18 protein-coding genes are annotated in these 21,102 nt (G+C 53.3%); 15 read left to right on the forward strand and 3 right to left on the reverse strand.

Annotated features, from left to right (window positions below; translation table 11 throughout):
* Nucleotides 1-121 precede the first annotated feature (121 nt).
* From Poly41_RS10355 to Poly41_RS10365, 3 genes are all read right to left on the reverse strand, one after another.
* Entirely contained in the window at nucleotides 122-1,114 is a 993-nt protein-coding gene (locus tag Poly41_RS10355; protein ID WP_146526138.1) for a hypothetical protein, read from the reverse strand.
* On the reverse strand, nucleotides 1,065-2,315 hold the full coding sequence (locus Poly41_RS10360) for a hypothetical protein (RefSeq protein WP_146526140.1): 1,251 nt from the start codon (nucleotides 2,313-2,315) through the stop codon (nucleotides 1,065-1,067). The genes Poly41_RS10355 and Poly41_RS10360 overlap by 50 nt, the downstream gene beginning before the upstream one ends.
* 255 nt (nucleotides 2,316-2,570) lie before the next feature.
* Nucleotides 2,571-2,978, reverse strand: a complete 408-nt coding sequence (locus tag Poly41_RS10365) for a hypothetical protein (protein WP_146526142.1) — start codon at nucleotides 2,976-2,978, stop codon at nucleotides 2,571-2,573.
* 564 nt (nucleotides 2,979-3,542) lie between these two features.
* Between Poly41_RS10365 and Poly41_RS10370 the strand changes: the two genes are divergently transcribed.
* From Poly41_RS10370 to Poly41_RS10440, 15 genes are all read left to right on the forward strand, one after another.
* A complete protein-coding gene (locus Poly41_RS10370; protein WP_146526143.1) occupies nucleotides 3,543-4,031 on the forward strand; it encodes a DUF2924 domain-containing protein in 489 nt (162 codons plus the stop codon).
* The gene (locus tag Poly41_RS10375) at nucleotides 4,028-5,563 is read left to right on the forward strand and encodes a recombinase family protein (RefSeq protein WP_146526144.1); all 1,536 of its coding nucleotides are present in this window, start codon (nucleotides 4,028-4,030) and stop codon (nucleotides 5,561-5,563) included. Before Poly41_RS10370 ends, Poly41_RS10375 begins: the two co-directional genes overlap by 4 nt.
* Nucleotides 5,560-5,976 carry a hypothetical protein gene (locus tag Poly41_RS10380; RefSeq protein ID WP_146526145.1) on the forward strand — a complete coding sequence of 139 codons (417 nt, stop codon included), beginning with the start codon at nucleotides 5,560-5,562 and terminating at the stop codon, nucleotides 5,974-5,976. Before Poly41_RS10375 ends, Poly41_RS10380 begins: the two co-directional genes overlap by 4 nt.
* Nucleotides 5,977-6,231: 255 nt before the next feature.
* Nucleotides 6,232-6,912 (forward strand): RNA polymerase sigma factor, encoded by a 681-nt coding sequence (locus Poly41_RS10385; RefSeq protein ID WP_146526146.1) that lies wholly within the window; start codon nucleotides 6,232-6,234, stop codon nucleotides 6,910-6,912.
* A 102-nt stretch (nucleotides 6,913-7,014) separates the two neighbouring features.
* A complete protein-coding gene (locus Poly41_RS10390; protein ID WP_146526147.1) occupies nucleotides 7,015-11,124 on the forward strand; it encodes a serine/threonine-protein kinase in 4,110 nt (1,369 codons plus the stop codon).
* 328 nt (nucleotides 11,125-11,452) lie between these two features.
* On the forward strand, nucleotides 11,453-12,079 hold the full coding sequence (locus Poly41_RS10395; protein ID WP_146526148.1) for a hypothetical protein: 627 nt from the start codon (nucleotides 11,453-11,455) through the stop codon (nucleotides 12,077-12,079).
* 369 nt (nucleotides 12,080-12,448) lie between these two features.
* Nucleotides 12,449-12,655 carry a hypothetical protein gene (locus Poly41_RS10400; protein ID WP_146526149.1) on the forward strand — a complete coding sequence of 69 codons (207 nt, stop codon included), beginning with the start codon at nucleotides 12,449-12,451 and terminating at the stop codon, nucleotides 12,653-12,655.
* 449 nt (nucleotides 12,656-13,104) lie between these two features.
* Nucleotides 13,105-13,560 (forward strand): hypothetical protein, encoded by a 456-nt coding sequence (locus tag Poly41_RS10405; RefSeq protein ID WP_146526150.1) that lies wholly within the window; start codon nucleotides 13,105-13,107, stop codon nucleotides 13,558-13,560.
* 262 nt (nucleotides 13,561-13,822) lie between these two features.
* The gene (locus Poly41_RS10410) at nucleotides 13,823-14,275 is read left to right on the forward strand and encodes a hypothetical protein (RefSeq protein WP_146526151.1); all 453 of its coding nucleotides are present in this window, start codon (nucleotides 13,823-13,825) and stop codon (nucleotides 14,273-14,275) included.
* A gap of 317 nt (nucleotides 14,276-14,592) precedes the next feature.
* On the forward strand, nucleotides 14,593-15,198 hold the full coding sequence (locus Poly41_RS35640) for a DUF805 domain-containing protein (RefSeq protein ID WP_146526152.1): 606 nt from the start codon (nucleotides 14,593-14,595) through the stop codon (nucleotides 15,196-15,198).
* Between the two features lie 390 nt (nucleotides 15,199-15,588).
* Nucleotides 15,589-17,076, forward strand: coding sequence for a recombinase family protein (locus tag Poly41_RS10420; RefSeq protein ID WP_197231206.1), 1,488 nt, complete (start codon nucleotides 15,589-15,591; stop codon nucleotides 17,074-17,076).
* Nucleotides 17,077-17,088: 12 nt separating this feature from the next.
* Nucleotides 17,089-17,994 (forward strand): ParB/RepB/Spo0J family partition protein, encoded by a 906-nt coding sequence (locus Poly41_RS10425; RefSeq protein WP_146526154.1) that lies wholly within the window; start codon nucleotides 17,089-17,091, stop codon nucleotides 17,992-17,994.
* The gene (locus Poly41_RS10430; RefSeq protein ID WP_146526155.1) at nucleotides 17,991-18,848 is read left to right on the forward strand and encodes a ParB/RepB/Spo0J family partition protein; all 858 of its coding nucleotides are present in this window, start codon (nucleotides 17,991-17,993) and stop codon (nucleotides 18,846-18,848) included. The genes Poly41_RS10425 and Poly41_RS10430 overlap by 4 nt, the downstream gene beginning before the upstream one ends.
* Before the next feature lies 1 nt (nucleotide 18,849).
* Nucleotides 18,850-20,415 (forward strand): hypothetical protein, encoded by a 1,566-nt coding sequence (locus Poly41_RS10435; protein WP_146526156.1) that lies wholly within the window; start codon nucleotides 18,850-18,852, stop codon nucleotides 20,413-20,415.
* Nucleotides 20,412-20,951, forward strand: a complete 540-nt coding sequence (locus Poly41_RS10440) for a hypothetical protein (RefSeq protein WP_146526157.1) — start codon at nucleotides 20,412-20,414, stop codon at nucleotides 20,949-20,951. The genes Poly41_RS10435 and Poly41_RS10440 overlap by 4 nt, the downstream gene beginning before the upstream one ends.
* Nucleotides 20,952-21,102 lie beyond the last annotated feature (151 nt).

A 21,102-nucleotide genomic window follows, 5' to 3' on the forward strand; every position in this document is an offset into this window, starting at 1 on the left:
GGGGCGAAAATTTCCGAGACATTTCCCATGCAAAAAGCCGCAAACTCGACGATTTACGGCTTCAAGTGAATTCATTCATTTTCGAGTTTGCAGATTTGGGATCTGCGAAAAGTGCCAAGTGTCAGCTTTCTGGCTCGATGCGGAACACACATCGCCAACCCTTCTTGTCCTCGGTCAGTTCGATCGGATCACCGGAAATGCGAAAGAAGTCACGCAGGGTGGCGGATAGAACCTCGCGCCGCTTCTTGTTCTTGCGACAAGCCGCCGGTGAGTTCCAAGTCATCAGCCCATAGCCCTTGGCAAAGTCAGCCAACAGGTCCCACTGCTTCGTTGGCTGTCGATTCCGAGCGTCCACCAACCCCATTTGAGAATAGAGATAGATTCCCGTCTCGTCGCGAACTGAGATGCGGACCGTGTGTTGATCAACAAACCGAATCGATACGTCAGGCCAGGTACAACCGGCTGGTGTGGCGAACCCGATGTTGGGCTTCGCTGCATCGATGTTGGGCGAGTGGTAATTGCGAAATGCCTTCAGACGGTTCCTTGCAGTTCCCGCAAGCGCAAGTTCACCACGCTCGTCGAGCGACGCGAATTGATCCAACGTCAACAGCAAGGCGTCATGACCCTCAAGTCGTCGCCGAGTCCGGTCGTCGATCGGCTCATCGCCCCACTGAATGAGAACGAAAGGTCCATCACTGTGATCGGTCGCAAACAACACCGCATCACTGATTCGGCGGCATTGCAAGAAGACTGGAAACGCAACGCCGGCCAGCGGTGAGTCGACCCCAATCAGCCAGGCTGGATCGTTGGGCCTACGTTCAAGACGAATATCGAAACCGAAGTGCGCGGAAAGGCATGCGACCAACCGACCAAAGTCGAACTGGTGGATCACCATCTCACAGCGCTGCACATCAACGCGACAACCCTGTTCCTCGTCGACCGCGATGTAAACGTATGGCGTATCCTCAATGACTCGGTACCAAACAAAGTCGGACCCGAGTTTCGGAATGTGACTCGCGTACTGGTCCGTCGGTTTCAACCACGGCTCGGCGATCGCGAACCGATCACGAAGTAGGTTCCGCCAATGAGTCAGAGACGTTGCTGACTGACGCACCGAGCGAACGGCTCTCCAAACCGGCTCCCGGTAATGCGAACGGCTTGATCCGGCGACCATTGATAAACCCTCGTTTTCGCAAGAAATCCTCGATTACATCGGCATCTCCGTCTCGACCAAACGCCGCAAAGTTGGGCGGCCTGATCGTGCACATGCGAATACGACGCGAATCCGCGAATGTCAATGCGATCCTAGCTTCGATGATGCGGACCTCTTCGTCATAGCTGCTGAACGTCGCGATTCGGTCCTCGAGCACGTCGATCAGCGCTTCGCGATCCGTTCGGACGTACTCAGGAACGCCACCGGTCAACGCGATTTTCACACTTACCAGCGACGCATTGAGCAGCTGCGGAACATCCGCGACTGACAGAGACTTTCTGCCGTCGATGACAAGCGGGTCAGCGGTCCAGATTTTGCCATCGGGGAACATCTCCTCGTCGTCGAAGAAGCATTCTCCGAACGCCGAACGGTACATTTGCCGACGAGTGAGAGTCGCTGCGTTGATCTTCAATTCGCCAGCAAGTTTATTCAGTTCCAACATCGCTTCGCCACGTGGCCGGCTATGTCGATCGACTGGCTGGCCATTCTCAACCAGCTTGATCGCTTTCAACGGAGATCCATGACTGACCAAAAGCCGCAACATCGTCTCGGTCTCTTCAATCGTCACATCAACGAATGGACCGCATCGCTTTTCGATGTGGTACTGCGACACATGATCTTGGAATGCCAGACGCCGTGGCTCGAGCGGCAGCAAGATTTCCGGCGGTTCGCTCGTCTTGGCTTGAAAGTACTGAAACGACTTTCGCGTTTGTACGCGTTCCCACCGAAGGATCTCTTCTGCGTCGTCGTGATGATGCAAGAACGCCTCGACGGCAACATCCGCGATGGTTGAATTTTCCTCCTCACGAAACTTCGCCGCCAAACCGTCGATGCGATCGAGCAACTTCTCCATGCAGCTTTCGGTGCAAAGATCGTTGACAAAATGCGCCGACTGCAACAGCGTACGCGGCGTGCCGTCGTCGGGTTGTCGGAGTATTAATCGAACCTCTTCGCGCCACTTATCGTCGATCGCTAGGCGAGGCAGTTTGATGCCGCGGGTGGCAAGGTAGTCTGCGAAGGGGGCGAGAAATTCATGGAGTCGTTCGTGGGCCACGTTTTTGAAGATGTTGTGATGGGTCAGTCGTAGGTAGTGGTCAGACATAAGAGATATTGCAGTTCAAAGCTTGTCGGTTTCATTTGCATCCGTGGGAAAGTTGTTTGATCCAGCGATCCAAGCACTGAAAAAGCGTCGGGATCGGGCCGGCGATGGTTCCACCACCGCTGCGTCCGTCGTGGGCGTCCTGCCGCTCCTCCGTGGCCGATTTCCTGAACGTCTCCTGACGTCCGACCCATTCCCGACTTACGATTGTGTCGCGATAAAGCGCGGCGGATTAAACTTCAGTAGCGAGCTGAGGCTTCAATTCAAAGATGGCTGTATATCGTTCCATCCGCCCGTCGACGGACCAAGCGAGGTCGGCCGGCGACGTTTCTTGGGGCGCTTTCCTGGACGTGCCGACGGTATCGGAAGAATCTTGTCACTGATGTCCGAATCAATGACGTAGACGTACTCTGGCACCTTAGTGAACTTGCCACGAATTTCCGTCATGATCGCTTTTGGATCACAGCGAAGCCCTTGCCAGAGAAAGATCACTGCGCCGACGTCCGTTTTGCGAACGAGTCCCGCTTCAAACAGTTCCCACATTTCTGGTGGCATCCCCGCTTCACGAGCGCATTGGGCGACGCTCCGCCCAGATTCTTTGCGAATCCTGCGAATCATTGCGATGTCGAGCTTCGGGTAATCATTGACTCTTTCGGTGGTTTTCATGTCGTTTCCTTTCTTGGAATCGGGTGGACAGGTTATTTGTAAGCATTGTCCAGGTGGTCGTGACAAGTCTGGTCACAGGGGTCAGAAACTTTTTCAATTTTGGTGATGTTCGGCGGCCCAATTGGAAGCCAGGGGACCGATCCGAAGTGTCGTTCCACAGTGTTTTTGGCGTTTTGTTGTGAGGTTCCAACGCGTGACTCACCCGCTGAAGAATTTTCCTCCATTGACCCACCGCCAATTTGCCCTCCGCCGGAGTAGCTCAAGGGGTAGAGGCAGTGCGTTAACCGCCCGGCTCCTTTTCTCGTTTCGGAATCCGCACGTGCGAACCCAACCCAGCAAAACCCCAGAGGACGAATTGCGAAATCGTCGTCGTGAAATCGTCTGCATCCTTGCCAGAGCCATCGTCCGATCCCGCCAAAACCAACCGATCCTCGGCAAATTCGAAGAACTCTCGCAAGACTCGGAGGATGTTCGCTTGAACTCTCCCGAAGCTCAAGGCTCTCTATGACACGGCCTCGGTGAACGCACCCGGCACCGACCTTTCCAACCTGTCAGGGAGAAACGATGAGTAGCACGATCACCAGAGAGCTTGCCGATTTGAAACGAATGAGCGTCGGCGAGCTGCAAAACAAGTACGTCGAAGTCTTCGGCGAAGCGACCACGGGAAGGAACAAAATATGGTTGCAAAAACGAATCGCTTGGCGAATCCAGGCCAATCAATTCGGCGGCCTCACCAACCGAGCTATCGAGCGGGCATCGCAGCTCGCCAATGAAGCCGACTTGCGAGTAACCGCGCCAAAAGAATCGGCGACAAAGCCTAAACCAAAAGCGACCTCAATATCAGCCCCACACGACGACCGCCTTCCGCCGGTCGGCGACTATATCGTTCGCGTTTACAAGGGCCAAGAGTACGTCGTCACTGTTCTTCAATTGGGCTTTGAATACGAGGGCCAAACCTACAAAACGCTTTCCGCCATCGCGACGGAAATCACCGGCCAGCATTGGAACGGCTTTCGATTTTTCAACCTCACCAAACCAAAGGTCACCAGATGAGACGCGAGCAACTCAAGATTGTCCGGTGCGCCATTTACACTCGGAAGTCAACCGATATAGGACTCGAACAAGAGTTCAACAGTCTGGACGCGCAACGCGATGCCGGTGAAGCATTCATCGCCAGCCAACGGCATGAAGGCTGGGAGTGCATCGACACGCGATACGACGATGGCGGCTTTACCGGCGGAAACCTCGACCGGCCGGCGATGAGACGACTGATGGAAGACATTGAGGCCGGCAAGATCGACTGTGTCGTCGTCTACAAGGTAGATCGCCTCAGCCGTTCATTGATGGACTTCTCACGCTTGATGGAGACGTTTGACAAACACGAGGTTGCCTTTGTCTCAGTGACTCAGCAGTTCAACACGGCCAGCAGCATGGGACGGCTGATCCTCAACGTTCTGCTCTCGTTCGCCCAGTTTGAGCGAGAAATGATCAGCGAGCGGACCCGCGACAAGATCGCCGCCACACGCCGCAAAGGCAAGTGGTGCGGTGGAATCCCAATCCTCGGCTACACCGTCGAAGACACCAAACTGATCGTCGTGCCGCACGAGGCCCAACGGGTTCGCCAGTTGTTTGACCTCTATTTGCAAACACGGTCGTTGATCGAGACCGCCAAAGAAGCGAACAAGAGAGCTTGGCGAACCAAACAATGGACAACGAAGAAAGGCACCATTCGCGGCGACTGCGAGTTCAATAAGAACCGTATCCACCAGCTTCTCACCAACGTCACTTATCTCGGCAAGCTGACCTACAAAGACGAAGTTCACGAAGGCCAACACGAGGCGATCGTCGACACGGAAACTTTCGACCGGGTCGCACGATCGCTTAAACGCAACGGCCGCACAGGCATGATGCAAGCCAGTACCAATTTTGACGGCATGCTCCGAGGCATCCTTCGCTGCGCAGGATGCAACCGTATCATGTTACACACATCCACCGGCCGCGGCCCCAAACGCTATCGCTATTACGTCTGCGGCAAAGCCGACAAGCAAGGATACGAAGCCTGCGATTCACCGTCAATTCCTGCCGGCCAAATCGAGGACTTCGTCGTCAAGGAACTGCGGACTATCGCCGCTGACGATGAACTCATCCGCAATATTTACGACCGGACCCACGAGCAAGAGAGGGAAAAGACAACGGACCAACGCAAGGAAATGAACTCGCTACGAGAATGCATCCGCAACGACTACGAAGAACTGAATCACTTCGCCACGAACAAGGCTTCGCTAGACCACATCGCCACTGTACAGGAGCGAATTACCGACAACGAACAGCGATACAACTTGCTGAAACGTTCGATTGACCAGCATCGCGACGAAACGATCAGTCATGCGGAAATCCGCGACGCTCTCCATCAGTTCGACGATATGTGGGATGCAATGTCCCGGAAAGAACGGTGCCGATTGATCGAGCTTATCATCCAAACGGTGAACTTCGACGGAGTGGCGGGCACGATCGACATCATCTTTCAAACCACTGGAATCAAGACACTCGGCCAAGGCTTCGACCTTTTGGAGTCAGCCAAATGACAATAGCGCCTTCGGTCCTTCGAACCTTCCACGTTTCAAAAGCCCATCGTGGAGAACGACGCATCCATCCCGGTGTCCCCCGACCACGGCCCACCCCTGGCCGACTGCCGCGACTCACTCGCATGATGGCGCTGGCGATCCACTTCGACCGCGCGCTCGTCACCGGCCGATTTGCGTCCCAAGCCGATCTGGCCCGCGTAGGCCAAGTCACTCGCGCCCGTCTCACCCAGATCCTCAACCTAACGTGCCTCGCTCCCGACATCCAAGAGCAACTCCTACATCTGGCGCCGTATTCCAAGGGCCGAGCCCCCCTCACCGAGCGCGAAGTCCGCCCCATCGCCGCCGAGCCCGACTGGGACAAGCAGAGGAATCTATTCGCCAAACTTACCGGTAAAACCAGTGGACCCAATTAGATCGAACGCCAACGTTCGGCAAGCCCACTATGTTGAGGAATTGTGCAGGCTAAAACGGACTAACCCAACTTGAAGCTCAGACCGTTTGGACCGACCGACACAACGACTTTTCGGCAATGCCAAGCGGGGAACCGGCTCACAACAGCTCACGAAACAGAGACATTCCTGCAATTGAGTTGTGTACGGAGAGGCGATTCGCGGAATACAATGCTGCGATTGATGTCTGATCACTTCACATGATGCTGGGTAGTTGCAATGGCAAATTCTGAAAGCACCTGCTGGACCATGATCGATGCCGCTGCTGGTGGAAGCGTGGCTGACCGCGAAACTTTTGCAAAGTTGTATTGGCCCGCCGTCGCTGCGTATTTGAAGGCTCGATGGTCTGGATCGCCAAACGCGCAGTACGTTAGTGATGCAGCTCAAGAGGTGTTCGTGGAGTGTTTTCGCACGTCTGGACCGCTGGCTCGTGTTGATCAAAGCAGATCAGGAGGCTTCCGACCGTATCTCTACGGTATAGCCAGAAAAGTCGCTCTGCGTTATGAATCGCGACAGGCCGCCTCGTTTCACCGCAGGGCAGACGAGGCGGATTTGGAGAACATTGCGTCTGACGACACCTCGTTCTCGATTCAGTTCGATCGCGCGTGGGCACGAACGATGATGCGGAGGGCGGCGGAGTTGCAGAAGGAACAAGCTGCATCTGCGGGCGAAGACGCGAAGCGACGTATTGAGCTGTTGCGTTTGCGTTTCGAAGAAGGACGACCCATACGCGAAATTGCTGTCTTGTGGCAGGAGGAGCCCGCCAAACTGCATCACCAGTACGCGATGGCTCGAAAGGAGTTTAGCTCGGCCCTGCGTCAGGTTGTCGCTTTTCATTCGGGTGGTGATTCCGACGCCACGCAGCAGGAGGTTGATCTGCTGCTAGAGATTTTGGGCTAATTTCCTAAAAAACGGCCGCGAAAATCGTTTTCCAGTGGAACCTGATTTAGAGACGCACAAAAATCGCGTTGGTGATGGAAATCAAATCCGGGAAGTTAACCGATGAGTGAAGACAGCAACGGTCCGATCACAGCCACCGATCATTCCAGATCAGAAACGCCGACTCGTGCATTGGAAGCCGGAATGGCGGCTGCCTTTGGCGGGCAAGATTCGTTGACAACGCCGCCAATTCATCAAAGCGTCCTGCGGACAATCTGTAGCGGATTGTCCAATGTTCCCCGCGTAATTCTGAAAAGCGGTTTGCATCCCGAAGGCGATCCGATCGTGCGGACGAAGTCGACCGAGATTCCCATCACGAGCCCGGATAGTCGTTACCGCGTCGATGGTGAAATTGCTCGCGGCGGTATGGGAGCCATTCTTAAAGGACATGATATCGATCTGGGACGCGACTTGGCCATCAAAGTCTTGCTGGATTCGCACAAAGACAAACCCGAAGTGATTCAGCGATTTATTGAAGAGGCTCAGATCGGCGGCCAGCTTCAGCATCCTGGCATTGCGCCCGTCTATGAATTGGGGCAATTCTCCGACAAACGCCCGTACTTCAGCATGAAGTTAGTCAAAGGAAAGACGCTGTCAGTGCTGCTTTCGGATCGTGAATCACCAACCGAGGATCGAGCCAGATTCCTCGCCATTTTCGAGCAGATCTGCCAAACGATGGCCTACGCCCACAGTCGCGGAGTAATCCACCGCGATTTGAAACCGTCGAACGTGATGGTCGGTGCTTTTGGTGAAGTTCAAGTCATGGATTGGGGGCTAGCCAAGGTTCTCAGCGAAGGTGGAGTTGCGGACGAGCGTAAGGCACTCAGTGCGCATCAAGGCACCAGCATTATTGAAACGATTCGCAGTCACGGCAGCGGCGACACACCGGGACTGGTGGGGTCTCAAACTCAGCTCGGTAGCGTTTTGGGCACGCCGGCCTACATGTCGCCGGAGCAAGCGCTGGGCGAAGTCGATCGCTTAGACGAACATGCGGACGTGTTTGGTTTGGGCGCAATCCTCTGTGAAATTCTGACGGGTAAACCGCCTTACGTGGCCGATCATTCCACAGAAGTGTTTCGCATGGCGACCCGGGGCAAACTTGCCGATTGCTTCGAGCGTTTAGCCAAGACCGGCGCGGATCAAGAACTGAGCAAACTGGTGCATGTTTGTTTGGAGATTGAACCAGCAGATCGCTTGCGAGACGCCGGTGTGGTGTCCAACAGAATTTCCGAATACCTCGAAACGGTTGATCAGCGTCTTCGAAAGGCGGAACTAGACACCATCACATCGGAGACCCGCGCAACCGAGGAACGTAAACGCCGCAAGGTGGTCATGGCACTCGCGGCGTCGCTCATCGCGCTGATCACCATAGCCGGGGGAAGTTGGAACTGGAAACAAAATCAGCAGAATCAAATCGCAATGGTTGCTATGAAGGAGCGAGAGGATCGTGAACGGATAATAGTCAAAGAATTATCGGCGGCTAATGCTTTGGCGGGCGATTTAGAATCGGATGCAAAAACCGATCCCGAGTTACTGTCCCGCGCTCTTGAATGCGTACGCCGAGCCAAGAAATTGCTTGAAGGCAACGAGGTCGATCCCGAACTGGATACGCAGGTGCAAAACCTTGCATCCGCATTAGAAACCCGCCTTCTTGACCAGACCCTTCTCGCCGAACTCGAGAACATCTGGGAATGGGAGATGCAACAATATGTTGAACAAACGGAGCACCTCAGGCGACTGGCTGAATCGGGACGTGAGAGATTTCCTGACGATTTCTTCAACTTGCCCCCTCCCGTACCGAGAAACTCGTTTTGTCTTCGGTCGCTTGGGATAGACGGGGCTGCCGAACGGTATGAGCGTGCTTTCTCTGATTGGGGATTACACATAAATGAAGAAGAGAGTACTGAGTTTGAGAAGCGAATCTCCAGTTTGCCAGAGCAACTACGAGAATGCATCATCGTGTCTCTTGAACGTTGGCAAAGATCTCTTGATACGCCATTGCCAATTGAAAAATCAAAGAACAGAAACTGGTCGATTCTCATGCCAACGAAAGTATCATCGCCTGGTGGAGACAGCTTGGAAATTCTTGGTGACATGTCGATTCTAGCCAGTGGTGAACACCCGGAACATGGATATGAGCTTACATTTGAAACGAGTCAAAAGGTCATCACTGCTGTCCGCCTTGAGGCACTGACGCATGACTCGCTTCCAAATGGCGGTCCAGGTCGATCAGCAACAGGATATTTTGCCGTGCCCGGTATCTTAATGGCCGTAGCGTCAAAATCGGATCCTTCAAAACGGGAGTTGCTGAAACTACGCTCGGCTGTCGCAGACATGTCCTCAATTCGGTATCCGATGAGTACGATGAGATGGAATAGTGGCGGAAGCGGTGGTGAGTCGATGACCGCAGTATTTGAAACAGATGTAGCTGTCACCAGTGATTCAGGATTTCTTTTCTTTATGAATACTGGCTACAGAACACACAGTAAAGTGGAGCGAGCGAATCTGGGTAGCTTTCGTCTGTCCGTTTGTTCAAACGACTCGAATTACAAAAAGTCTGATTGGCTGAGTCGTTTGGTTTCCCGAGCCGACAATGATCAGTGGAGACGAGCATATCGTGAAGTCATTGATAATGACGACATAGTTGAGTTTCTTGATTTATTGCGTGAAAAAGATGCATTCAATCGTCAGCCTGCAATCGTTCGTACCGACGTGGTTGAATTGATGAAGCGAGCAGAAATTGCGCCCAAGTTGATGGAGATTCTTAGCCAAAACGAGTGGAAGACCACTAGGCCGACAATGCTCGAAGCAACAAGTGGTGCATCATTGAAGTGGAGCGCAGAAAGCGGAATCGCCGTTGATGGCATTATGCCAGAGAGAGATGAATATCAGATTTCGTTTCCAGTTGAACCTAGGCCCATTCGCGCGATCCTGGTCGAAACGATGCCTGATTCTACTCGCGAGAATAGCAGTGCTGGCCGAGCTGGAGAAGGGTTTTCCATATCAGACATTGATTTGTCGCGATGCAGCGGTTTTGATCAGGGGAAGGATACCAATGTTCCAATAGCTGATGCTTTCTGCAGCTACGATGCCGACCAAAACATGGAGATATATCGTGCGTTTGATAATGACAGTCAAACACGCTGGCAGGTTCATGATGGGAAGACTAAGCGAGTGGCTGTGTTCTTGCTGGACGATCGGACGCCATTTGATACAGATACATTAAGAGTGTGTTTGGCAACTGGAAAACCAGGTATGGAAAATGCCCTTCTAGGATCTTTTCGAATCCAGATTTGCTACGATGACATAGAAATTCCGGATCCAGCGGATTTGTCATTAGGGATTTTGGAAGACGCATGTCGTGCCAATCCAGGAGATTATTGGGCCAGCCTTTCGTTAGCTCGTTCGCTATTGCACCAATCACAGATTCGTCCCGTTTTGTCTAATGACGCAATGGCTATTCGATGCGCTGCTGCAGCGTTAGCGTTAAGGCCAGATAAAGCAGTGACGCACATTGCGTTTGCCGACTCACTGGTCTCGCCGCTTTTGCGAAACGCAGGCGAAGTCAGCCAGGACAATATTGAGTTGGCGGCATACCATTACCAGAAGGCTATTGGCCTAGGAATGTCAACCTCAACCATTACTGATCGATTTCAAGCTTTCCTAGGTGAGGTTTTGCCAGCATCTGAGGACGTTCGATTCGGTGACAGTGTCTCGTTGGTGCGACTCGCTGAGGCGATGGATCCAGAAGGAAGGCGAACCGCTATCTTCGGCTACAAGGCGTGGGCTCTCGCTTACGCTTGCGGAGAAGACCCATCGCTGGAGGAGGAAGCGTTTCGAGTTTCAAAACGATACCAGGAACTGTATCCAAAACACCCATGGCCATGGTCTACCCTTGGAATCGTCGAGTACTACCGAGGCAACATTGAGAAGGCACGTGAAGCTTTTGATAAATCCTATGAGATGACTGAACTCAATCCAAATATGGAGCTGAATGGATACGATTGGTTTTGGATGTCGATGGTAATGGCAAAGCAGGGAGAAACGGAGGAAGCAAAACAGCATTATGACAAAGCTGTAGAATGGATGGGCGAAAACCCTTCAGAGGAAAAGCTTCTTCAGTACGTCCGTAATCAAGCGTCGAGAGTATTGGCGATCGACGAAGCAAAGTAGGCCGATAACAAGTAGGTTTAACCGGCAAGTAGAATGTTCGAGCAGGGTTACAGATGCCCGCATCTCGATCGAGCGTGATATTCGAACGAGAGATGTCTTGCGTGTGCAAAAGTTCGAGCCAGTCACACACGATCGGCAGGAAACCGAAACGGCCTCGGAACTCGTAAACCCATGATATTTCTGCAGTATAGTGAGAGAGAGCTTTTTCGATTTGTTACAAAGAGTGGCCTGCATGGGGAGGCTTCACAGCGTTGCCCTTGGGGGGTGAGAACGCTTGTAATTACTCTGTTAGGTTTTGCGTTTTTCCTATCAACCTTGAGGTTTAGCTATGAGTTTCCTGGCAACTCGTGTCCTGTTTTTTGGTTTCGTTCTTTGTTCCGCAATGAGTTTATGCGATGGGGCTGATCCGAAGCTTGACCCACACTTAGAACCACTCGCATGGATGATTGGTGATTGGAATCCTGTTAACGCCTCAGATAGTCTCCTTCCGTCCGGGTATGTGATATGGAAAGTAAACCCAATGAAAATCGGCGTTGCTGAGTCGGGAAAGGCGATTGCTATCGACTATGAATACAAATACACGATGCAACAGCTTCCCCTTCCCTTCCATACGTATACCCCAACCGTACACGTGCTTCTTTGTTGGGATGAAGAATCAGGGATGATTACTGCTACGGTTCGAGTAGGAGGCGTTACTCAATTTAAGTCCCGCAAATCTAAGTCTTATTCAGGAATCAGAGCGAACAATTTGACATTGTACCATCTTGAAGCGAAGGATCCCGGATCTTGGACCGCAATCATTCCAGATACTGACAATGAATTTCCTCACGCAATTCGGCGAATGGGAGAAGGGGATCTGCGAATTCGTTTCGAACAAGTCGACTATTTGGATGCTGAATTTTCCCGAAGTCCCAACGAAGGCGAACTCAAGGCATTGGATGTCGATATTTTTTAGGCGGTCACGGTCATGTGTTGAGACCCTCGCTAAAAATGCCCAACGCTCCGGATCTAACAAACACGATCTTCATGACAGTTGTCAGGCGAGTGGGACGCGGGAAATGGAACTTTGCCGACGAAATTGTATCCGTCATTGCGGTCGGGATACACCGATGTCGATTGCTCGCAAATATCGGTTTTTGCTGTGTCTAATGCTCGCCAAAGTTTATGACCGGAATGCTCGCCAAAGTTTATGACCGGACGAGGCTGGTTTTCGAAGACTTTTGGCGTTATGGCTTGGTCAACAGCGAAAAGCAGTTCACTCGCTGCAAACCACGGTCGTGACGGATCTTTTTGTTCTGGGCGCGATTTAGCACGCGCCTGCCAAGTGTCTCATTACCGTCTCACCCAGATTCTCAACCTATCGTGCCTCGCTCCCGACATCCAAGAGCAACTCCTTCATCTGGCGCGGTATTCGAAGGGCCGAGCCCCCTTCACCGAGCGAGAAGTCCGCCCCATCGCAGGCGAGCCGGACTGGGACAAGCAGAGAACGCTATTCGCCAAATTGATCGATCAAAACGATCGCACCCACTAGGCCCAACGTCAACGTCCAGTTCGTTGAGTTCGTGGGCGTGAGAGTGTTCTCGTGCATCATCCTCTTGCAACTCAATCGAAGCGATCTTCCCGATACAGTGTGGCGGATCGTCGCAACCAAGCGAATGGTCCCGGTTTCATGGCTGTGGAAATTTGCACCAGGGACAGCAGTGGCAATACAATGCAACACTGAGCTGCGAAAACGGTGCAACCGGTTAGCCAGTTTTCAGCACAATCCGAACCAGTGAGAATACACAAAGAGGCGATCTGACCTCCCGTTGAGAACACTCAATTCAACCACTGAGCATCAGTGGGGGTCACCCTCGGTACCGAATGGGAAACCAATGTGAATGAGTCCCTTCATGGGTATGCTCGCTGGTACTTCCGGTGATACGCAAGTTGTTTGATTTGGTCAGAGAATTGACTTTCCATTCTTAATGAGGTGTTACGATGAAACGTGCTGCGAAATTGATTGCCTTGACGCTGGCTCTATTTCCATTCTGTTACTCCACTGCGGGCGCCGAACCGGATGTTCCAGATCCGAGCCCGTGGTCGTTCCTTGAAGGGAGTTGGAGCTTGGAACAATCGGACGGAGCGAAAAATGTAATGTCAATCGAGCTTAACGAAGCCAAGAACTGCTACGTGGCTTCATCCGACAAATTCCAGGGCACATTCGGGATCGACCAATCCAGTGACCACCAACTACTTGCTTTGGGCTACCACCCGGGCAAAGGATACTCAGTTGGACACTTCAAGCGACTGTCGGCCACCGTCGTCGCAGGGAAGTTTTTGTTTTTCGACAACGAGGGAAACAAGACCGAACACACTGGAAAATGGGAGAAAACGGATTACGGATACTCGTATCTGGTTGATGAGGCAGACCTGTGGAAGTGGCACCGACAATGAGAATCGATAGATTCCTGGCGATCAACGATCCATCGATTGGACCGGAGTGCCAGTGCCCATAGTCCTCTTTTCCAAGGGGTGGACGAGTAACGTTCCTTCAATGGACGATCGCGTGGCGAACACCGCGTGATCGTTGTCGTCATTTGCTGACATCACGCTTGGCTCACAATATTCTAAAAAGCGACTATTACCCATTTTCTTGACAGGAGACTGAATGATGAGGCACCTGCTTTTCTCGATGTTTACTTTCGCGACGATCCTAATGTTTTCTCCACAATGCTGGGCCGAAATCGACTCGCAAAATGCGTTGACTAGGATTGGTGACTTCATGGTTGGCACTTGGGTCCCCGCCGATCAACAGGACGAAAACGGGCCGCGCAAACATGTCTACGCATGGGCCCTAGACAGGAAGTTTGTTCGCACGAACGGCGAACTGGATCCGGCGCCCTGGCATGGCTACATGGGTGTGGATCTTAAGTATAATCAAGTCGGTTGGTGGGGCTTTTTCGCCGATGGTACGTCTGGTGTGATCTATCTCACCAAGTTCACCGAGAAGGAATGGATTTTTGAGGGTGACGACTTTGGCCCCAATGGAAAGTTCCGGCGCAAAGTCACCGTGAAAATCCCCGCTGATGGCAAGATCAGTTCCACGATTGAAGACACCCTGGACGGAGAAACAACGGTCGTTCAACAAGACTGGGTACGCTACCGTTGATTCGCATGGCAATTGACCCTCGTATTTGCACTGCGGGAAATGCCGAATTTCGTGAGCTCTAGCGGAGGAATCGGAAATCAACGCGTAACGTTGCAACCTACCTTCCGGCTAAGTTGAAAATTTGACAGCAGTGTGCCGCTCGGGGAAAATGCTCATACTGTGGAACTTCTGTCCAAGCGCGAACACTCGAACGACCCCGCGAGAATAGGCACCTACCAGAGAATCTCGCTGGTCCTTCAGGTAATACACAAGGTTCGTCGACTCGATGTTGGAGCCACTCGCAAGGTTGTGGCCCAGCGGCAAGGATCATTTTCAGAATGGACATCATCAAGTGCCCAAAGTGCTCAGTTCGCGTCGCAATTTTCGCTGACGGAACGTGCCCAAGTTGCCTCACGCAACTTGATGGTGGTAAGTCGTCGCACAGTGAGGTGGTTCCGCAAACAGAGTCCGGCACGACGGCAACCGATGCGTCGTTTCGAGAAACAAGAGATCCTTCCAACGCAAAAACAGAAACGCAGGTAGACGATCGAGCAACACACTTCGATCTATTGTGGATACTCTTTTCCCTCCGCGGACGCATACCGCGAAGCATCTTTTGGGCCGCATCGGTATTGGGTCCGCTCCTTTTTCTTGTGATTTGGGGTATCGCGATTTCCGCTCTGGGTGATTCAAGTATTGTCGGTCTGGTAAGCCTTGTCTTGTTGTTCGCGTTTATCTGGAGTGCGCTGGCAGTTGGCGTCAAACGTTTGCATGATCTTGGCATGTCCGGGTGGTGGATGATACTTGGATTCTTGCCTGGCATTGGGCAGGTGTTCATGTCCTTTTACGTCGGTCTTCAAAAAGGAACGCGGGGACCCAACCGCTTCGGAATCGATCCACTAACCTTATTCGATTTGAATGGTCGTACCCGCGCTTGCACCTGAGTGGCGGCCGTGCCGTTTCTGAATTGGCGGTAACGTTCGCTACCTTCGCCGACGGACCAAACCGAACTCACTATACGTCAAATCTTCTGTGCGAGGTGCTCTCGCATGAACACCAACAGATTCTTTATCGGGTCGCGGCGTTGCTCACTTAGCGACTGACGCAGTGCATTGCGTAGCCGATTCGATGGCCGGCGAAGTCGGCTTCGTAGCCAGTGTGGACAGGCAATTCCCGCACGGGGAGGGCGAGTGGGACAAAGTCTCGGAATTCTGGGCGACAGGTGTGACTTAGCCGCTTGAGGCATGTGGGGTGCTTCTCGTAACTGTCTTGTTGGTACCACGAGCGTTGGGTTCGTGGTTACGACAGAGACTTTTACAGATGGAGCATTCATCTTGGATAACTGGTGGGAAATCGGTGTGCCCGATCCGGATGCGCCTGCGCTCGTTCGAGCGGTGGCGTATTACCGGCACTCGGCACAAGACCGACAAGAAAACTCGATACCGATTCAACAGGATCAGGTTCGGGCGTGGGCGATGGAACACGGCGTCGAGATCATTCGTGAGTTCTGTGACGCAGGACGATCGGGGCTGAATTCCGAAGGACGACCGGCCTTCACCGAAATGATGGAAGAGTGGATCGCTAAACGCGATGACTTTGAATACGTTTTGTGTTTGGATGTCAGTCGTTGGGGGCGGTTTCAAGACATTGACTTGTCGGCGCAGTTCTCGGCGATCTGCAAGAAAAACGGTAAGCAGGTTATCTACACGACGATTGGCAAGCCGAAAGAGAACGATCCGCTCTATCCGGTTTACGTTCAGTTCGAGCGGTTCCGCGCTGCTCAGTACAGTCGCGAATTGAGTGACAAGGTTTGGCGCGGCTGCGTAAAAATAGCCGAGCAAGGCTACCTGGCCGGCGGTCCGCCGCCATACGGTTTGTCGCGGCTATTGCTCGATGAGAAGCGCGAACCGCTTCATGTGTTGGAGGCTGGCCAGCACAAGGGCATTCAAAATCAACGGGTGACGCTGGTCGAAGGGCCGCCAGAAGAAGTCGCCGTGATTCGCCGGATTTTCAACGAGTTCGTTGAGGAGGGGTTCTCGGAATATAGGATTGCCGAGGGACTCAACGATGACGGTATTCCTTCTCCGAGAGGCGGGCGGTGGGGCGCCGGCAGTGTGATCGCTCGACTGCGAAAAGAGAAGTACGCCGGCACGATGGTTTACAACCAAACCTCCGGAAAACTGAAAACGCCAAAGCATCCAAACCCGCCGGAGCAATGGGTTCGGACACCGGAAGCTTTTACGGGCGTCATCGACATCGAACTGTACTTGCGTGCTCAGGAAATCCTTGAGAAACGTAAACAGCGATACGACCCGGACTACATGCTGCGGCAGCTTGACTCACTGTACCGATCGCACGGCATGGTGCGGCCTGGATTGTTGCGTCTCAATGATGACTTGCCATCATCGGGATCGTACGGGCGACAATTTGGCTCGCTCGACCAGGCATTCCAAAAACTCTTCGATGGTGAACGGGACAAGGCTCGCGAGACGGTTCAGGACCAGATTCGAAGCCATGTACCTGAAACGCTGGCGTACTCCGACTTCTTGGTGCTCGACCAGAAGTTGACCGTTTCGATTCAGCCCGCCGTTCCGATACCGCATGGCTACGAATCGTACTGGCCACTTCGCCGAGATACAAGGCCGGTCATCGACATGACGCTCGGCGTCCTTCTTTCCGAACCCGCAGACTTCAAGATTCTCGGGTTCATTGCCTTGCCTCGATTCGGATCGGACTCCAAGCCGCTGCGCTTCACCAGCTCATCGACCCGCACCGAACTGTTCGGACGGACCGATTTGAACTTTCTTCAACAACTCCTTTAACGAAAGAACAACATGGAACCACTCACCAACATCTGCTCGATCGCCAACCGTAGGTACGAAGAGGTACCGATCGAGAAAGTGAAAGTCATCAATTCGCGGAATCGCGACAAAGAACAGTTCGAGATGAATGTCGAAAGTATCGAGGGCGTCGGGCTGATGAAGCCGATCCGGGTTAACGACAAGTTTCTCGACACGACCGGGTTTTACGAATTGATTTGCGGTGAGGGTCGGCTATTGGCCCACAAGCAGCTCGCCAAGACGCACGTTCCGGCCGAAGTCGTGACATGCACTCGGAAAGAGGCACTGCTGCAATCGCTGATCGAGAACATCGCCCGAACGAAACCGGGCAGTATGGATTTCGCTCGGGAGCTGAAGCGTTTGCACGACGAGGGTTGGGAATACAAACGGATCGCCCAGATCGCTTGTAAATCGGAACACTACATTCGTGACTACATCCGGTTGGTCGAACAGGGGGAAGAGCGTTTGATCCAAGGGGTCGAGAATGGCATTTTTCCGATCAAGTTCGCGATTCAGGTTTCGTCGACGGAGGATTCTCAGATCCAAAACGTTTTGATGGATGCGTTCGATGCGGGCCTGGTCACGACGAACAACTTTGGCCAAGCCCGGCGAATCATCTCGGCAAGGGCGAAGCAATCAAAGAAATCGCCGGCTAGCCGAGACTACACCGTTGTCCAATTACGACAGGACATCGCCGAGACAACGCGTGTAAAAACATCGTACGTCCGTGAGGCGAAAACGAAAGAGAACCGGTTTATGACGCTGTTGTCCGGCGTGAACATGCTGTTTAAGGACGGGGGACTGGTCGAGCTACTCAAACAGCAGCAGCTCGACAAGCGTCCGGAGCTTTCTGGCGACTTTCAATTTGATCCATCCGCCAATTCGGAGGTGTCATCATGAGTGCCAACGGACAGAACGGTAAACCGGTTCACGGCATCGACGTCTCGATCGTCAAACTGGTGCCACGAAACGAACGCAAGGTCGCCAAAAAGTATCGACAACGGATCGAGGCAAGTCTGCGAGCTGTAGGGTTGATCGATCCGCTGATTGTCTATCCGCTCGAGGATGGATACGAGATTCTCGACGGAGCACTTCGCTATCGGATTCTGTTGGACCTGGGGATTGAGACGGTGCCGTGCTTGGTTCACAATACCCGCGACGGATTCACTGGCAACCGGATGGTCAACCAATTGAGCGCGTCGCAGGAAATGCGAATGCTTCGCAAGTCGCTTGAAGAGCTCGATGAGAAGACGATTGCGAATGCTCTTGGTATGCAAAGCATTGGTCACCGGCTCAACAAAGGCCTTCTCGCCAAACTTCATCCCGAGGTGGTGAAGGCGTTCAATGGTAATAAGATTAACTTGCAAACCGCTCGCGAGTTGGTCAACGTCAAACAGGACCGCCAGCACGAGATCCTCAAACTAATGCAGTCGTGCAACGACTATAGCACGACGTTCGCACGGGGGCTGGTGCTGAAGACGCCGGCGGGGAAGCGGGCGAATACGAACGCGACGAGGACGCCGTGGACACAGGCCGACGAAAAGAAGAGTCAACTACTCAAGAAGCTACGAGAAGCCGAACAGCAACAGAATTTCTATTCGGGGCTTTATCGCCAGTACACGACAAACTTGTTGAAACTCATCATTTACGTCCGCACGTTACTCAATAATGTCGAGGTGAAAACGTATCTGCTGGCTCATCATGCTGAGCTGGCGCAGGTCTTTGAAGAAATCCTCGAGAGCACGGAGGGTTGACATGCCGCGAGAGATTTGGACAAAGGACAAAATCATTGCCCGACTGCAGAAATGGCATGACGAGGGTGTTCCCGTTGGCAAGTTGTGGGCGCAGGATTCTGGCGTAACTTCGAGATCATCGGCCGTGTTCGGGTCGTGGCGGCAAGCGTTGGAGGCTGCCGGCTTCGCGTCGGTACGTGAACGCTGGTCTCGCAAACGCATCCTATGCGAGCTAAAAGAGCGACACGAGGGCAAAATCGTGGACGATAGCAAGCTGGTTTGTGCTGCGATTCGACACTTCGGTTCGATACGCAAAGCACTGGCCGCCGCAGGCTTGCCATGCAAAACGAAACCGCCCGCTCACCCCGATTGGACAAGACAAACGGCGATCAACGCCATTCGCAAGTATGTCGAAGACGGTCATAACATACGATTGACGCGCCGTAAAGATCCGGAGCTCTATGCTGCGGCAAAGCGACTGTTCGGCAATTGGAGGGTCGCACGATCGGCCGCCGGCTTTCCGTTTCAGGCAAAAGTCACGTATTCGGAGGCGGAGGTCAAACGCCGAATCATGCGTTTGCACCGAGAAGGTCAGTCACTATCGAACATGCGAGATAGGGACTTCGATCTCCATCGTTCAGCGTATAGGTGGTTCGGTTCCTGGGGAGAGGCAGTGCGATCGGTCGGCTTGGAATGGACGATGCATCGCCGTTGGTCCAAGAGGAAGGTGATTGAGGCGATTCGCAAACGCAATGCCCAGGGTCACGTGTTGTGTCGAACATGGCGTGAAGAAAAATCCTTGTTTCGAGCCGCCGTAAATTGGTTCGGAAACTGGGGAACCGCTTTAGAGGCGGCTGGGTTTGAGCCAATTCATCGAGAACGATGGACACAGCAACGAGTGATCGAGCGATTGAAGGCGTGGCGTGAACGATCGACGGATACAAGCCTCTGTGAATCGGAACCGAACCTAGCCGATGCAGCGATACGGTTTTTCGGCGGATTGGACAAAGCCTTTGAGGAAGCGGACATCGAGCCGTCACCGCGATATTGGACGGATGTACGCGTGATTGCCGAAATACAAGAGCGATATGTGAATGGCAAGCCAAAGCATATTCAAGGGTTGGGTGATATACGCCTTGCCAATGCCGCAAAGCGACGGTTTGGATCTTGGGCTAAAGCCGTCAAGGCTGCGGGCCTTGCTGATCGAATTCCAATCTCCAAACCTCTCAAGCGCTGGACAAGGCAGAAGGTCATTGAAGCAATAATACTCGCGCGCAGTGAAGGTATTCGTCTTACCGGTATCAGCAAGAGCGATCAGAGTCTCTACAACGCGGCCAAAACCCACTTCGGAACTTGGCACGCGGCGATGATCGCTGCTGGCATTCCGCCTTCTCGGCGCCAATGGAGCAAGCGAGTCATCATCCAAGAGATCCAGCAGCGACAACGCGACGGCCAATCGCTCGTTTGCAGACACCCCGACAACACCAACATGGCCGCAGCGGCCCAGCGACATTTCGGATCCTGGACCGCCGCGTTATCCGCCGCGGGCATCCAAACCAAACAAACAACACGGAAGGTGGCCTCATGATTCGCGAAACCATCATCCGCAACATCGTCAAGCGTGACGTCGCCAGAGAGAGTTTGCTCGAAGATGACGTCCGCCGCGACGATGAACTCCTCCACGCCGCCGCGTGCGACGAGTTCGGTGCGTGGACAACGGCACTCACTTACGCAGGCGTCAACGTACACCACGTTGGCCCACGTCGCGACCTCACGCAAGCCCGTGTAGAACAACAACTCCGCCGATTGTGTACGACAGGCTACGACCTTGGGGCCGTGGTGAACCGAAGTCGGGATCGCGCGCTCTATGAAGCGGCCCTCCGCTACCACGGCACCTGGCGAAAGGCACTCACGGCCGCCGGAATCAACCTAACGAACGTCTCCCGCCGCCGTCCGCCGCACATGGATCGCAACACAATTTTGCACTGGATCAGAGAGCGTCATGCGACTGGGCAGAGCATGACATTCTCGAGTGTTTGCTTAGAAAATCGGGACGTCGCGTTGGCGATCAAACGCACATTTGGAAGTTGGAAAGCAGCAATCGTAGCGGCCAACGTAGAGTGACCAGCGTATTTGAATCGGGAGGATGCTATCGATGGCAGCGTCTATGTCACGCCGTGCGTCCGATAATCACTGCTATGTGGCGAGTATTTGGCGATTAATGCGGTTCTACCAACGGAGGCAGTACTCAGGCGTTTCCGTGTGAACATGGAGC

The organism is Novipirellula artificiosorum (assembly GCF_007860135.1).
GTDB classification, from domain to species: domain Bacteria; phylum Planctomycetota; class Planctomycetia; order Pirellulales; family Pirellulaceae; genus Novipirellula_A; species Novipirellula_A artificiosorum.

Bases quoted from the DNA above. Each gene is read 5' to 3' on its own strand.
- Poly41_RS10360 (WP_146526140.1), bottom strand. From the start codon at position 2,315: ATGTCTGACCACTACCTACGACTGACCCATCACAACATCTTCAAAAAC.
- Poly41_RS10365 (WP_146526142.1), bottom strand. From the start codon at position 2,978: ATGAAAACCACCGAAAGAGTCAATGATTACCCGAAGCTCGACATCGCA.
- Poly41_RS10370 (WP_146526143.1), top strand. From the start codon at position 3,543: ATGAGTAGCACGATCACCAGAGAGCTTGCCGATTTGAAACGAATGAGC.
- Poly41_RS10375 (WP_146526144.1), top strand. From the start codon at position 4,028: ATGAGACGCGAGCAACTCAAGATTGTCCGGTGCGCCATTTACACTCGG.
- Poly41_RS10380 (WP_146526145.1), top strand. From the start codon at position 5,560: ATGACAATAGCGCCTTCGGTCCTTCGAACCTTCCACGTTTCAAAAGCC.
- Poly41_RS10385 (WP_146526146.1), top strand. From the start codon at position 6,232: ATGGCAAATTCTGAAAGCACCTGCTGGACCATGATCGATGCCGCTGCT.
- Poly41_RS10390 (WP_146526147.1), top strand. From the start codon at position 7,015: ATGAGTGAAGACAGCAACGGTCCGATCACAGCCACCGATCATTCCAGA.
- Poly41_RS10395 (WP_146526148.1), top strand. From the start codon at position 11,453: ATGAGTTTCCTGGCAACTCGTGTCCTGTTTTTTGGTTTCGTTCTTTGT.
- Poly41_RS10405 (WP_146526150.1), top strand. From the start codon at position 13,105: ATGAAACGTGCTGCGAAATTGATTGCCTTGACGCTGGCTCTATTTCCA.
- Poly41_RS10410 (WP_146526151.1), top strand. From the start codon at position 13,823: ATGTTTTCTCCACAATGCTGGGCCGAAATCGACTCGCAAAATGCGTTG.
- Poly41_RS35640 (WP_146526152.1), top strand. From the start codon at position 14,593: ATGGACATCATCAAGTGCCCAAAGTGCTCAGTTCGCGTCGCAATTTTC.
- Poly41_RS10425 (WP_146526154.1), top strand. From the start codon at position 17,089: ATGGAACCACTCACCAACATCTGCTCGATCGCCAACCGTAGGTACGAA.
- Poly41_RS10430 (WP_146526155.1), top strand. From the start codon at position 17,991: ATGAGTGCCAACGGACAGAACGGTAAACCGGTTCACGGCATCGACGTC.
- Poly41_RS10435 (WP_146526156.1), top strand. From the start codon at position 18,850: ATGCCGCGAGAGATTTGGACAAAGGACAAAATCATTGCCCGACTGCAG.
- Poly41_RS10440 (WP_146526157.1), top strand. From the start codon at position 20,412: ATGATTCGCGAAACCATCATCCGCAACATCGTCAAGCGTGACGTCGCC.